The sequence below is a fragment of the Nonomuraea sp. CA-143628 genome (assembly GCF_050942315.1).
In the GTDB taxonomy this organism is placed as follows: Bacteria; Actinomycetota; Actinomycetes; order Streptosporangiales; family Streptosporangiaceae; genus Nonomuraea.
This window is the reverse complement of sequence record NZ_CP192072.1, coordinates 13,589,275-13,602,443: the sequence shown is the minus strand read 5'-3', so window position 1 is coordinate 13,602,443 and position 13,169 is coordinate 13,589,275. Positions and strand designations below refer to the sequence as shown.

Annotated in this window: 12 protein-coding genes; 4 read left to right on the top strand and 8 right to left on the bottom strand. The window is 67.9% G+C overall.

Annotated features, from left to right (window positions below; translation table 11 throughout):
• Window positions 1–199 precede the first annotated feature (199 nt).
• From ACQP2T_RS62440 to ACQP2T_RS62420, 5 genes are all read right to left on the bottom strand, one after another.
• Window positions 200–1,030 (bottom strand): DUF3800 domain-containing protein, encoded by an 831-nt coding sequence (locus tag ACQP2T_RS62440; protein WP_433514003.1) that lies wholly within the window; start codon window positions 1,028–1,030, stop codon window positions 200–202.
• Window positions 1,031–1,332: 302 nt separating this feature from the next.
• Window positions 1,333–3,711 carry a DUF4132 domain-containing protein gene (locus ACQP2T_RS62435; protein WP_433514002.1) on the bottom strand — a complete coding sequence of 793 codons (2,379 nt, stop codon included), beginning with the start codon at window positions 3,709–3,711 and terminating at the stop codon, window positions 1,333–1,335.
• A 204-nt stretch (window positions 3,712–3,915) separates the two neighbouring features.
• Window positions 3,916–5,061: a hypothetical protein gene (locus ACQP2T_RS62430; RefSeq protein WP_433514001.1), complete on the bottom strand. Its 1,146-nt coding sequence runs from the start codon at window positions 5,059–5,061 to the stop codon at window positions 3,916–3,918.
• Between the two features lie 181 nt (window positions 5,062–5,242).
• Window positions 5,243–6,121 carry a 1,4-dihydroxy-2-naphthoyl-CoA synthase gene (locus ACQP2T_RS62425; RefSeq protein WP_225301384.1) on the bottom strand — a complete coding sequence of 293 codons (879 nt, stop codon included), beginning with the start codon at window positions 6,119–6,121 and terminating at the stop codon, window positions 5,243–5,245.
• A 9-nt stretch (window positions 6,122–6,130) separates the two neighbouring features.
• Complete coding sequence (locus ACQP2T_RS62420) at window positions 6,131–6,643, bottom strand: PadR family transcriptional regulator (protein WP_433514000.1); 513 nt, start codon at window positions 6,641–6,643, stop codon at window positions 6,131–6,133.
• Between the two features lie 76 nt (window positions 6,644–6,719).
• On the opposite strand from ACQP2T_RS62420, the gene ACQP2T_RS62415 reads away from it, so the two are divergent.
• Window positions 6,720–7,289, top strand: a complete 570-nt coding sequence (locus tag ACQP2T_RS62415) for a hypothetical protein (RefSeq protein WP_433513999.1) — start codon at window positions 6,720–6,722, stop codon at window positions 7,287–7,289.
• Between the two features lie 151 nt (window positions 7,290–7,440).
• Window positions 7,441–9,120: a ribosomal protection-like ABC-F family protein gene (gene abc-f, locus ACQP2T_RS62410; RefSeq protein WP_433513998.1), complete on the top strand. Its 1,680-nt coding sequence runs from the start codon at window positions 7,441–7,443 to the stop codon at window positions 9,118–9,120.
• A 60-nt stretch (window positions 9,121–9,180) separates the two neighbouring features.
• On the opposite strand, the gene ACQP2T_RS62405 is transcribed toward abc-f, so the two are convergent.
• Window positions 9,181–9,513 (bottom strand): ArsR/SmtB family transcription factor, encoded by a 333-nt coding sequence (locus ACQP2T_RS62405; RefSeq protein WP_358437194.1) that lies wholly within the window; start codon window positions 9,511–9,513, stop codon window positions 9,181–9,183.
• Window positions 9,514–9,599: 86 nt separating this feature from the next.
• Here ACQP2T_RS62405 and ACQP2T_RS62400 point away from each other — a divergent pair, with 86 nt between their 5' ends.
• The gene (locus ACQP2T_RS62400) at window positions 9,600–9,770 is read left to right on the top strand and encodes a DUF3073 domain-containing protein (RefSeq protein ID WP_433513997.1); all 171 of its coding nucleotides are present in this window, start codon (window positions 9,600–9,602) and stop codon (window positions 9,768–9,770) included.
• Here ACQP2T_RS62400 and ACQP2T_RS62395 read toward each other — a convergent pair.
• Window positions 9,733–11,019, bottom strand: coding sequence for a cytochrome P450 (locus ACQP2T_RS62395; protein WP_433513996.1), 1,287 nt, complete (start codon window positions 11,017–11,019; stop codon window positions 9,733–9,735). The two genes, ACQP2T_RS62400 and ACQP2T_RS62395, sit on opposite strands and share 38 nt — an antisense overlap.
• Before the next feature lie 69 nt (window positions 11,020–11,088).
• Between ACQP2T_RS62395 and ACQP2T_RS62390 the strand changes: the two genes are divergently transcribed.
• The gene (locus ACQP2T_RS62390; RefSeq protein WP_433513995.1) at window positions 11,089–11,685 is read left to right on the top strand and encodes a TetR/AcrR family transcriptional regulator; all 597 of its coding nucleotides are present in this window, start codon (window positions 11,089–11,091) and stop codon (window positions 11,683–11,685) included.
• Window positions 11,686–11,715: 30 nt separating this feature from the next.
• Here ACQP2T_RS62390 and ACQP2T_RS62385 read toward each other — a convergent pair whose 3' ends face one another.
• The gene (locus ACQP2T_RS62385; protein WP_433513994.1) at window positions 11,716–13,122 is read right to left on the bottom strand and encodes an LCP family protein; all 1,407 of its coding nucleotides are present in this window, start codon (window positions 13,120–13,122) and stop codon (window positions 11,716–11,718) included.
• Window positions 13,123–13,169: the final 47 nt, after the last annotated feature.

The following is a 13,169-nucleotide window of genomic DNA, read 5'->3' as shown; positions in this document are numbered from 1 at the left end:
TGGGGATCCGCTAGTCGCGTCCGACATCCGGCAGAAGTGAGGCGGCCGCTTGCGGATCCATGAGATTGGACCAGATCACCTCACCGGCATCCGTTTCACGGTGGGGCATGACGTCGGGATACCAGCTGTCGCGTTCGCAACCGGGGACGGCGTCGAGGATATGCCAGCAGCCTGATCCCGGCCAGCACCACTGGCGCCATTAAGATCCGAAGAGCCAGGAGCCGGGCTTCTTGGACACGGGATCGCTGACGACGAGACCTCCGCGCCACTTCCCCGTTTCGTCGCGGTAGCGATACTGCAGAGTTCGGAGTCGGGCACCGAAGTCTGCTTGCACGTTGGCATATAGTCCTGATGAATGAGGATTTCCAGGCCGCCGAGGGCAATATGCCCATGCCGCCATAGGGAATACCAGAGTAGTCGCAAGTAGGTCAGCGATCTGGAGCCCAGCGTGGTTGTCGCTGGCGGAAAACAGCGGTACTTCGCCAAGGGGCGTATAAGGGTCACCACCCGTTCTCCACTTCTGAGTGAAGATCGAATGTGCAACACTGCGGTTAGTCTCATGATCCCTACCGTCGGCGATTAAGACGCCCAAAGTTCCCCGGTATGTAAGATATTGACTAAAGTGACGAGCTATGTCCTGAACGGCGTAGCTGTAACTGGCTGACGGATTGAGCCCCTTGCCAGCTTCCTTGATCCACACTCGACCTACAAGCCGGCAGTCGTGTGCTTCTACGAGATCCAGTAGGTCTTGACGAAACCGATGCGCCTTGCGCCGCTGGTTGCGCGAAGGCTTCCGGGTCATCTGCAGAATCTCGCTGCCCTTGATCTCTTCAAGGATGTGATCAAGGGCATGTCCGCAAGCGAACCTTGCGGGGAAGTGTTTGCGCTTCAGCGCGAGGAAGTCTCTGGTCAGCGAGGGAATCGAGGCACTGTTGACGATCAGCCCCAGAAGTACCATGACTGGGGTGGCCGTCAAGCTCATGTCGGGGGACTCGCAGCCACCAGACTCATCGAGGTAACAGAGCTGCACTAGGTCAAGATAGCGCTAAGGCCGCCCCATGGGCGGCCTTAGGATGTGGTGTTCGGGTTGCCCCTAGGCACCGGTAGAAAATTTCTAGATTCAGGTAAGCACAACCACATACCCGAAAGCAAATGGGTCATCAGTTCGCGCTGGTGATTCGATGTTGTTTGTGGTGGCGTAGTGCTGCCGCCGGGCTTCCCGGTTTCGCTTCGCTGCGGTCCCGAACTCCAGCGCTTCGCGGCCTTTCGGATGCTTCGCACCGGTTCGGTCAGCCGCTGCGCTAGGGGAGAGGTGCATGCCGATGGTCCCTGTCAGAGCTGGAGCTGGCGGGTGATGGACGGGTCGGTGATGGTGGTGTCGGCAGCCAGGAGGAAAGCCTTGGACAGGATGATCGACAGCACACCCCCGTCCTCCTCGAAGGGCAGGAAGACCTGGTCACCGGAGCCGCTGGGCACGATGCACAGATAGGCGTCGTTGGGCTCCATGAGGATGTTGCCCGAGCCGAGATGGATCCTGTAGGTGCGCAGGTCGCCGCGGACGCGTAGGAACCGCTCTTCCACGGTGCAGCGGTCGGCGATGGTCAGGCGGGGCAGCAGCCGGGTCAGGGCGTCGCGCCGGACCTGGGCGGACTCGGTCAGGTCGCCGAAACTGTAGGACTGCCAGTAGTCGCCGGTTCCGTTGGGGTCCAGCCCGGTGGAGGTGACGCCGACGGCCAGGTCGGCGTCGCGCAGCGCTTCCGACAGGATGAGCGGCGGTACCTCGGCCAGCAGGACTGTCTCGCCCTCGGAGGTGAAGCGGAGATCGCCGCTGACGCAGATGGAGGCGGTGTTGCCGTAGCCGTCGCGTTCGTAGGAGTGCTCGTCCAGGTGGAAGTCCCAAGCGGCGGTCAGGCCGCCGGGCAGCTGTTTGGTGGCGGTGCACATGCCGGATCCTCCGGCGCCGTCCCAGTGGCCCAGCGACATGCCGGTCCAGCCGCGTTCGGTCAGCAGCGCCTTGGCCTGGCCGTACCGCAGCAGGTGGTTGGAGAAGCGGCGTGAGCGGTCACGGGTCTGCTCTTCGGCTGGGGTGAGCAGGTAGAGCTCGCGGAATGCCTGCTTGTACGGCTGGCGCAGACCGATCGCCATCAGGTGGTCGCGCCAAGCCCGAACCTCGTCTGCCGTGTGCGAGATGGGGTGCCACAGCAGGACAGGGGTGTCGGGACAGGGCTGGATGCGACGTCCGGCCGGGTCGGTCAGTTCCCAGGCGCCGTCGACGCGGACGGGAAGCCCGGCCGGGCCCTGGAGGATCTCCCAGATCAGGGTGCGGGCGAAGAAGCCGGTGACCGGGGGATCGAGGTAGAACTCGCACACCTCGTGCCAGCGCCAGAGCCGCTCGGTCGCCAGGGCGCGCTCGACGCGGAATCGTTCGGCGGGGATCGCCTTCTTCAGCTCCTTGGCCCTGGCCTTGAACTCGGCCAGCAGTTCGCGGTCGACGCTCTTGGGGATGGTTTTGCGGCCGTTGAAGGTGATCGTGCCGTTGAGTGAGAGGGTGAGCCCCTGCTCGGCGCGGGTGCCGTCCGGGCTGAGGCCGAAGGTGGGGACAGTGCGTTCCAGCAGCTGTTCCGGAGACAGCCCTGCCCGTACGGCCACCGCGTCCAACGTCCGGGTGACTTTGGCCAGGATGCTCTTCTTGCGCACCTTGGCCTGGACCCTGGCCAGCTGGGGCACCACCTCCAGCCCGCCGCGCCGGGACAGGGCTCCCAGAGCGGCGTTGGCCACCCGCTCGCTGCGTGAGTTCGGGCCGGCCCCGCCCATCCCGGTGCCGGTGGCCACGGCCACGTCGCCCAGCAGTCCGGCCACCCAGGGTTCGTCGACGAGCTCGCAGGTCCAGACCATCCCGCGCACCAGCTCTGCGGTGCGCTGCTCGAGATACGTGATCTCGTCCCGGTAACCGGTGTTCCAGAGACTCTCGCGGTAAGCCGGGATGCAGCCGAGGATCTCCCCGGCCAGTGCGACGGCCTCGGGCGTGAGCAGTTCGCGTGCTTTCGCGGTCCACTTCGGCGTGGGATCGGGCGAGGTGGCGGTGACCCAGTGTCTCAGGATCGGGAGCACTTCGGGGACCTCGAGCCGCTCGCTGTACTTCCCGCGCACCAGGGCGGCGAAGCCGTCGCACTCGGGTATCAGGGAGCGGGTGGCTTCGCCTGGTTCGCCGGTCGGGTGCTCAGACAGGAGGATGTCCAGGGCGCGCTTCGTCAGCCAGAGGTTGGAGAAGGGCACCTGGTCCAGCTCTCGCTGGGCTTGGCGGAGCTGGGGCAGCAGCGGTCCGAGCTCCGCCGCGGGCAGGTCCTTGATCGCGGAGATGGGGAGCTGGTGGTGCAGGTGATTGGGGTCCGGCGCGGCGAGGGTGGTCCGCCACAGCAGCTCCCGTTCGCGGGCGGTCCAGCCGATCTTGCGCTGGGCCAGTGACCTGAGCACTTCGAACGAGGGCATGCTGCCGTCGGTGGTGCGCAGGGCGAGCTGGGTCCACAGCGCCATGGCCCGCCACCCGGCGTCATCGACGGCCAGGGGCCGCAGCCGGGAGTCGTCGGGATAGCGGTAGGGATGACCGCTCCGCAGGGTCTCGTCGTACTGCCGGAACCGCTCCAGGGTGGCCGGATCGAGCTCGTCGAGCACATGCCGGACCTCGGGCGGAAGGCCGTCGAGAACGCCCACGTCAGCCGCCGGCCAGCGGGACGAGCTTGACGAAGGAGACGACGGGGTCGGCGATCAACGCCCGTCCTGTCGCCCTCTCATCGCGAAACATCACCAACGCCATCGAAACCACGCCTCCGTGCGAAGTATCGGATCATGGCGTAATTAATAACAGCGGTTGCCGACAGAATCTCGATCTCGACTGCTGCTGAGGTTGCCCCCCGTTCAGGGCTTGGCCGAGGGGCGGCGCATGAGCAGACCGCCGATACCGGCGGCTGCGATCAGGGCGGAGCCCGTCAGCACGAACAGACGACCGTCCGGACCGGCGTCGCCGCCCGCGCCCGTGTCGGCTCCCGCCTTCGGGGTGGCGGAAGGCTCGGACTTGAAGGAGGTCTTGGTCGACGACTTCGGGGTCGAGGACTTGGACTTCGTGGGGGTCGGCGAAGGGCTGCTGCCGCTGCCTGCCCCAATGGTGAGGGGGTACGTCTTGAGGCTGGTGTCGCTCTGAACCTCGCACTCGATGACCGGGGCGGTCGGTGAGGTGCCGATGTTGATGGCGGCCGGCTTCACCGTCGCCGAGCCCGAGTTCTTCGAGGTGGTCTTCATGTCGACGCTGGTGGGCAGCGTGATGGGCTCGCTCGCGGTGACCGCGGCCAGCTCGCCCACTCCGGTCGCGGAGGTCAGCTGGGTGATGCCGGAGATCGAGGCGTAGGCGTACAGCTTGCTGCCGGTGGGCAGCCCGGTCGACGGGGCCTCGAGCTCGTAACCTGTCTCATAGGTGCCCGACCAGCCGATCGAGAACTGTTCGCCGGTCTTGGGGGTGGTCGTCGGCATCGTCAGCGTGACCTTGACCTTGACGGTCTGCGGGCTGGCCTCGGTGCCGGTCTTGCAGGAGTAGGTGACCACGTCGCCGGTGCCGTTCCCGGTGCCGCCGCCCTGGCCGACCGTGATCACCACGCTGGTCGTGCTGGTGGTCGTGCACGAGGTTACGTCCGACGGCGCGCTGGCCAGGCTGAGCTTCAGGCTGCCCTGCTCGGTGGAGCCCTGGACCGTCACCTCGCCACCCGTCGTGGCGGTCACCGACACCGTGCTCGTCACCTGTGCGGCCAGCACGGAGGTGGATCCGGAGGTGACGCTCGCGCCGGTCTTGCTGAGATCCGTGTGCGTTCCGCCGGTCACCATGAGCTTTCCGGCGACGTGGACCTGCGTGGTGGTGGTCGGCGCCGTGCGCAGGGTCAGGGCGGGAATGCGCCACTTGACGTCAAATGTGCCAGTCGCCGTGTCGGGCATGGTGAGCGGCACGCTGAGCGAGGTGTCGCTGAACGGGCCGCCTGTGCAGGTGTAGGCCAGGGTGAGGGTCTTGTCGGCCATGGCTTGCGCTTGCGCGGGAGATGGCAGGCATAACGCGATCACCGCGCCGACGAGCCACAGAGCGGACGCGTGCCTGACGAAGCGTCGCCACACCGTGGAAGCCGGCAACTGTCTCATCTCCATCCCATGGGCCACAGGGCTATCAGAATTCCAGCCCTTGGTCACGATTGGGTGGAGAAGGTCAGTAATGCCAGGGGAAGGGGGACCAGTCGGGTGCGCGCTTCTCCAGGAACGAGTCGCGGCCCTCGGCGGCCTCGTCCGTCATGTACGCCAGCCGCGTCGCCTCGCCGGCGAACACCTGCTGCCCGACCAACCCGTCATCGACCATGTTGAAGGCATATTTCAACATCCGCTGGGCTGTGGGTGACTTGCCATTGATCTTGCGGCCCCACTCCAACGCCCTCTCCTCCAGCTCGGCATGAGGTACGACGGCGTTCACCATCCCCATCCGGTGCGCGTCGGCGGCGGAGTAGGTGTCGCCGAGAAAGAAGATCTCGCGGGCGAACTTCTGCCCCACCTGCCGGGCCAGGTACGCCGACCCGAAGCCGCCGTCGAAGCTGGCCACGTCGGCGTCCGTCTGTTTGAAGCGGGCGTGCTCCTCGCTGGCCAGCGTGAGATCCGACACGACGTGCAGGCTGTGCCCACCGCCCGCGGCCCAGCCGGGCACCACGCAGATGACGATCTTGGGCATGAAGCGGATCAGCCGCTGCACCTCCAGGATGTGCAGCCGGCCGGTGGACGCCGAGCCGTCGGCGTACTGGTAGCCGTCCTTGCCCCGGATCCGCTGGTCGCCGCCCGAGCAGAAGGCCCAGCCGCCGTCCTTGGGCGAGGGGCCGTTGCCGGTGAGCAGCACGCAGCCCACGTCCGTCGTCTGCCTGGCGTGGTCGAGCGCGCGATAGAGCTCGTCGACCGTCTGCGGCCGGAACGCGTTGCGTACTTCGGGGCGATTGAAGGCGATCCGTACGGTGCCCTGGTCGACCGCCCGGTGATAGGTGATGTCGGTGAAGTCGAATCCCTCGACCACCTGCCATGCCTTCGGATCGAACAGTTCGGAGACCATGGGGCGAGCCTAACGGATCTGCTCCTCCGCCCATTCAGCCCACTGGCGCTGCGTGGTGGCGACACGCAGGCCGTACTCCAACGCCAGCCTTCCGAACACCGACAGGTTGTCCTGCCCGCTCTCCACGAAGTCCTTGATGCCCTCCATCTGCTCCAGACTCTTGCCCGCGATCTCGGACTGCCGCCGCAGATATACCTTGGCCTGCTGCGGATCCACCTGGGCCAGGAAGAACACGCGCAGCAGCATGTCGCTGCGCATGGTCCTGACCGGTTCCACGTCGGTGATCCAGTGGCGCAGCTCGGCCAGGCCCTCTTCGGTGATGGCATACTCCTTGCGGCCGCGCGGCCCCTCGGCCGCCACGCTCACCAACCCGGCATCGGCCAGTTTGCCGAGCTCGGCGTAGAGCTGGCTCTGCGTGGCCGGCCAGACGTTCGCCAGGGAGACGTCGAACATCTTCATCAGGTCATAGCCGCTCGCCGGTCCTTCGGAAAGCAGGCCGAGCACGGCATGTCGAAGACTCATATTCCTATATTGACATATCGAGGGCGCAGGTTCTACTTTCGACATGTCTACATAGGAATGTCATAGGGAGCTCGACATGCGCGGCCTGCTGGGATTCGCCCCCTGGATCATCTACGCGATCATCGCCACCGGCGACGAGTGGCGCTGGGGCGCCATCGCCGGCCTCGTCATCGCGCTGGTCCTCGTCGTCGTGGACCGCCGAGCGGGGCGGGCCTGGGACGAGATGGTGATCGAGTCGAGCGCCGCGGTGTTCTTCGCCTGCCTCACGGTCCTTTCGCTGATCGATCCGCATTCGTTCCTCACGCCGTACGGCCCGGCGCTGGTCAACGTCTGGCTCGCGGGCACCGCCTGGGGCTCGCTGGCCATCCGCCGGCCGTTCACGCTCGGCATCGCGCGCACCATGGCGCCCGAGCAGGCCTGGAACACCCCGGCCTTCTACCGGGTCAACGCGGTCATCACCACGGTCTGGGCCAGCGCGTTCACCGTCGCCGCCGTGTCGCTGGCGTTCGTGCTGGCCGCCGCGCCGCACGCGACCGCCGCGGTCATCGCCGTCAAGGTGATCACGTTCGCCGCCCCGGCCGTCTTCACCGCCCGCTACCCCAAGGTCGTCGAGGCCCGCGCCCGCCGGGCCGCAGCCGACAGGTAGGGGGAGGAATCGCGCCTGGAGGTTGCCCCGAAATCGGTGCTGTTGCACGAGACGAGACGTTTCGTCTTGACATCGAGGCGATGCGCCTGCAGACTCCCCTTTCGCGAGGCGGACCGTCTCGTCTCGTGAATATCCGCGCCGAGAAGAGGAGATGGGCTCCATACGTACCGCCGCCCAACTTGCACTCACCGAGATCACCAAGCGTTACGGCACCCGCGTCGTCCTGGACCGAGTGTCACTCACCATCAAGTCCGGCGAGCGAATCGGGGTGATCGGCGACAACGGATCGGGAAAGTCCACACTGCTCAGGCTCATGGCGGCCGCCGAACGGCCGGACAACGGCGAGCTCGTGGTCGTCGCGCCCGGCGGCGTCGGCTACCTGCCGCAGTCGCTCGCGCTGCCGCCGCACGCGACGGTGGCCGACGCCATCGACCTGGCGCTGGCCGATCTGCGAGAGCTCGAAGCCCGGGTGCGGGCAGCCGAGCGGTCGCTCGGAGAGACCGGTCTGGAAGCCCGCTTGGCCGCCTACGCGCGCCTGGTGGTGGAGTTCGAGGCGCGGGGCGGCTACGAGGCCGACGCTCGCGTGGACGCCGCGCTGTACGGGCTGGGGCTGCCCGCGTTGGACCGGGGCCGTCAGCTGGGCACGCTCTCCGGCGGCGAACGCGCCAGGCTCGCCCTGGCCGCCACACTGGCCTCCGCTCCTGAGCTGCTCCTGCTCGACGAGCCGACCAACGACCTGGACGACCAGGCGGTGGCCTGGCTCGAACAGCGCCTGCGCGCACACCGAGGTACGGTCGTGGCGATCACGCACGACCGGATGTTCCTGGAGCGGGTGACCACCGCCATCCTGGAGGTCGCCGACGGGCAGGTGCGCCGTTACGGCGACGGGTACGCGGGATTCCTGGCGGCCAAGGCCGCCGAACGCGCCGCGCAGGTACGGGCCCACGACGAGTGGAAGACGGAGCTGGACCGGCATGCCACGCTGGTGGCGGCCAACGCGGGACGGCTGGCGGTGATCCCGCGCAAGACGGCCAAGGCGGGCATGGGCACCGGGGCCTGGCGGGCGCGCTCGCGTACACACGGCGCCGCCGGGCGCATCCGGCAGTCCCAGCAGCGGCTACGGTGGCTCACCGACCACCCGGCGCCGCCGCCGCCCGAGCCGCTGCGCCTCACCGCCACCCTCGCGACCACGGGAGCCGCCGCGGAAGGCACCGCAGGAGCCGCCGGGGTAGCCGCCGTCGCGGGAGCCACCGCCGGGACCGAGGTGGTCGCGCTCGACGGCGTGGTGGTGGCGGGGCGGCTCCGCCTGGAGTCCTTGGCCGTCCGGACCGGTGAGCGGCTGCTCGTCACCGGCCCGAACGGAGCGGGCAAGACCACGCTGATGCGCGTTCTCGCAGGGGAGCTGCGGCCGGACGCGGGCGAGGTACGACGCACCGGCCGGGTCGGGTTCTTCCGGCAGGACGGGCCGACCGGGGCGGCGGAGTGGACCGTCCTGCGGGCCTACGCGCATGGGCGTCCCGGGAGCCCGGACGAGCACGCGGACGCGCTGCTCGCCCTGGGCCTGTTCCGGCCGTCCGACCTGGGGCTGCGCCTCGGGGAGCTGTCCTATGGGCAGCGGCGCCGGATCGAGCTGGCCCGGCTGGTGAGCGAGCCCGTCGACCTGCTGCTGCTGGACGAGCCGACCAACCACCTGTCGCCGATGCTCGTGGAGCAACTGGAGGAGGCGCTCGCCTCCTACCGTGGCGCGCTGGTGGTCGTGACGCACGATCGGCGCCTGCGGGCCTCCTTCGCCGGCTCCCGGTTGGAGCTGGACGAGGGCGTGGCGGCATAGCCGGTCACGGCCGTCCCAGATGGCCGCCTCGGAGTATGTCGGTCCGGATGACGCCCCAGGTCAGGGAACCTCGGCTCGTAGCTCTGCGAGTAGTTCGCCCTGGTCGGCGAGCATGTCGGTGAGGATGCGGCGGGCGGCCCCGAGCAGATCGGCCAGCTCAGGGGTGGCCAGCGTGTAGACGACGGTGCTGCCCTCGCGGATGGCGCTCACGATCCCGGCTCTTCGCAGCACGGCCAGTTGCTGGGAGAGGCTCGACGGCTCGATGTCGATCTGGGCCAGGAGTTCCCGGACGGGGAGCGGGCCTTCCTGGAGTAGCTCCAACACTTTGATGCGAGCGGGGTGGCCGAGAGTTCGGAAGAAATCGGCCTTGGCCTGGTAGACCTCCACGTGCATAGTGTCAGACTAATCCAGCGCACTTGCATAGTTCTTCAAGTCGTAACGTTGTTGGCTAAGATGACAGCGGGGACTAGGGAGTAGCCATGGGCCGAGGAAGAGCCAAGGCGAAGCAGACGAAGGTCGCTCGCCAGCTTAAGTACACCGATCACAACATCGACTACGACCGGCTCCGCAAGGAGTTGGGCGCCGACTCGCCGCATGACGAGATGCACCCGCCTACGGCGTCCGAGCAGGAGTCCGAGCACGCGCGCTGACGCGTGTCAGCTTCGCAGGGGCAAGGGTGACGAGCTTGAGCCGCCTGGCCTCCGGCGCCGGATCCGGCGCGGAGAGCTCCAGGCGGCCCAGCACTTCTCGGAGGATGACGCGCATCTCCAGGAGGGCGAGCTGGGCGCCGACGCAGAAGCGCCGGCCGCCGCCGAAGGGCATCCACGCCTTGCCGTGGGCGTCCGCGCCGTCCAGGAAGCGTTCGGGCCTGAATTCCTCGGGTGACGGCCAGATCGACGGGTCCTGGTGGATGAGCGCGATGAGCGGTGCCGCGTACCATCCCGCGGGCACCTCGTAGTCGCCCAGCCGCAGCGGGGCGTCGACCAGCCGGGGCGCCTCGAAGACGACCGGCCTGACGCGCAGCGCCTCCTTGACCACGGCATCGAGATACTCTTCGTCGTGCGGCAGCCGGTCGAGCACGTCCGGGGTGCGCAGCAGCCGCTCGAACGCCCACGCCAGCCCCGTGGCCGTCGTCTCGTGACCGGCGATGAGCAGGGTGATCAGCTCGTCGCGCACTTCCTGGTCCCCGAGCTCGGTTTCCAGGAGCCTGCCCAGCACGTCGGTGCCGCCCGGCTCGGCGCGCCGCCGGCCGATCTCGTCGAACAGGATCTCGTCGACGGCCGCGCGCAGCCGCAGGAACCGCGCGTACGGTGTGAACGGCAGACGTCGCGAGGCCTCGCGCAGCCGGGGCGGCAGCACCATCATCGCCGGCGAGCCGCCGACCTCGATCAGCTTCGGCAGCAGCACGCGTAGCCGGTCCAGCCGCTGGGCGTCGCGGATGCCGAAGACCAGCCGAAGTATGACCTCCAGCGTGATCTCCTGCATGCGGTCGCGCAGCCCGAACGGGGTGCCGAGCGGCCAGGTCGCGATCTTCTCGGCGGCGATGGCGGCGATCTCGCCCTCGTACCCGGCGATCTGCTTGGCGCGCAGCGGCGGGGTGAGCAGCCGCCGGTGCCGCCACCACGGCTCGTCGTCCAGGGTGAGCAGGGAGTGCGCGCCGACCATCGGCTCAAGGAAGTCGCGCCGGACGCGGCCGGCCCGTCCGCCGCCCTGGTCGAGCCGGTAGACCTGCTCGGCCAGCTCGGGGGTGGCGACGTAGACCTCGGGTGGGAAGCCGAAGAGGCGCACGGTGAAGATCGGGCCGTATTTGCGGCGGCACTTCTCGAGCGCGCCTACCGGGTCGCTCAGTAACCAGGCGGTCTGGAGCAGCGCGGGGAGTCTCGGTCCAGGGGGAAGCATCGTTCGACCTCTCTCCTCGTATATATACGTACGTCATATACGTTCGTATATATCGATAGCATAGAACGCGTGTCGAGAACAGAGCTCGGTGGATACCGGGAGAGACTCCTGGCGGCGGCGGTCAACCTCCTGCAGGAGAAGGGCTACGCCCGTACGACCGCCCGCGACCTGGTCGCCGCGTCGGGCACCAACCTGGCCTCCATCGGCTACCACTTCGGCGGCAAGGACGCCCTGCTCAACGAGGCGATCGTGGCCGCCTACGACGCCTGGATCGAGCACGTGGAGGAGTCGGTCTTCGGGGGGCCGCTGGCGAGCCCGAAGGAGATGCTCGAACGCGCCATGGTGGCCCTGGTCGACGTCTTCGCGGAGGTACGGCCGCAGCTGGTCCTGGCCGTGGAGGCATACCCGGCCGCCCTGCGCGAGGACGTGCTGAGGGAGAAGCTGGCCGCCGTCTACGCCAGGGCCAGGAAGGCGGGCGTCGACATGATCAACAGGGCGGCGGCGGAGCTGGGGGTGGAGCTGGGGTTCGCGCCGGACGCCCTGATCGCGGTCCTGATCGCGATCTCGGACGGCCTGATGATCCAATGGCTCCTGGACCCGGAGAGTACCCCGGACGCCCACCAGGTGGTGGAGGCGCTGGCCGCACTGTCGGACTTCATCGCCTGACCCCTGATCGCCTGACCCCTGATCGCGCGATCAGGACGCCGCGCAGGTGTCGTGGGTCGCGTCGAAGCCCTTCAGCGCCTCGGTGTCGTCGGTGCGGATGGGCTTGGTGCCCTTCCAGTCGTCGCCGATCACCAGCACCAACCGGCTCGTCTGCGCTCCCGCCACCAACCGCGTCGTGGACGTGAGCAGGTCCTTGGTCAGGGTCGGGACGCCCGTCTCGCCCTTGGGTCCGTAGAAGATCGTCGTCTTGGCGTTCGGCTTGCGGGCCGTGTCGCCGATCTTGGTGATGTGGTAGCCCCGCTGCTCCAACGAGGCGGCCACCTGTGTGCCGAGACCGGTGCGGTAGGTGCCGTTGCGCAGCTCGATCTGCATCTTGGACCTGGACACCTTGGTCTGCCCGCCCTTGACGCCCTGCACGCTCTCGTCCTTGGACACGATCTGGAACAGCTTCCCGGCCTGCGGCTGGACCCATTCCACCCGGCCCGGCTGGGTGAGTGAGTAGTGCCACGGCGTGGTGATGAAGCGGATCTGCCCCGCGTTGAGGCCCTGCAGGCTGGTCGCCAGGTCCTTCATCACGCCGGGGGTGAGGTCGGGGTCGGTGGTGACGGCCTTGGTGCCCGCGTCGAGGAAGTTGAAGAGTTTGGCCGGATCGGTGAGCGTCTGCCCGCTCATGACCTTCTTCACCATCGACGCGATGAACATCTGCTGGCGCTGGATCCGCCCGATGTCGGAGCCGTCACCCATGCTGTAGCGGGCACGGACGTAGCCGAGCGCCTGCTCGCCGTTGACCGTCTGCCGCCCGGCGGCCAGGTGGAGCAGCGCCTTCTTGTCGTTGACCGCCTCAGGAAGGCAGATCTCCACACCGCCCACGGCGTCGACCATGCTCTTGAAGCCGGTGAAGTCGACCTTGACGAAGTGGTCGATGTGGATGCCGGTGAGCGACTCGATCGTCTTCCAGGTGCAGGCGATGCCGCCGGAGTTGAACGACTCGTTGATCATGCCCAGGTGCGGCTGCTGGCCGGCCAGTCCGGCCTTGGCGCGGCAGGCGGGCAGCTGCACCAGTGAGTCACGCGGGAAGCTGACGACCATGGCGTTGTCCCGCTTCGACGAGACATGTGCCAGCATGATCGTGTCGGTACGCTCACCCGCGACGCGGTGGCCGTACTTGGCGTTCTTGCCGTCGCGCTGGTCGGAGCCGACGATCAGCACGTTCATCGCGGTGTCCGCCACCTTGGGCGGACGGGACGCGCCGAGGTCCTCGGCCGAGACGGCGTCGTGCTTCACGTTGCCGTACAGCTTGAGGTAGACGCCGACCGCGACGCCCGCGATCACCAGCACGATCGTCATCACGATCGCGATCGTCCACCTCAGCCAGCGTTTGCGGCCGCGTGCCGGAGCTTGTGGGGATGGTGGCGCGTCCAGCAGCCCGCGGTTCACGTGACTCCCATTGGACAGGGCCGCAGGCGGCCGCCGCCCATGGCCAA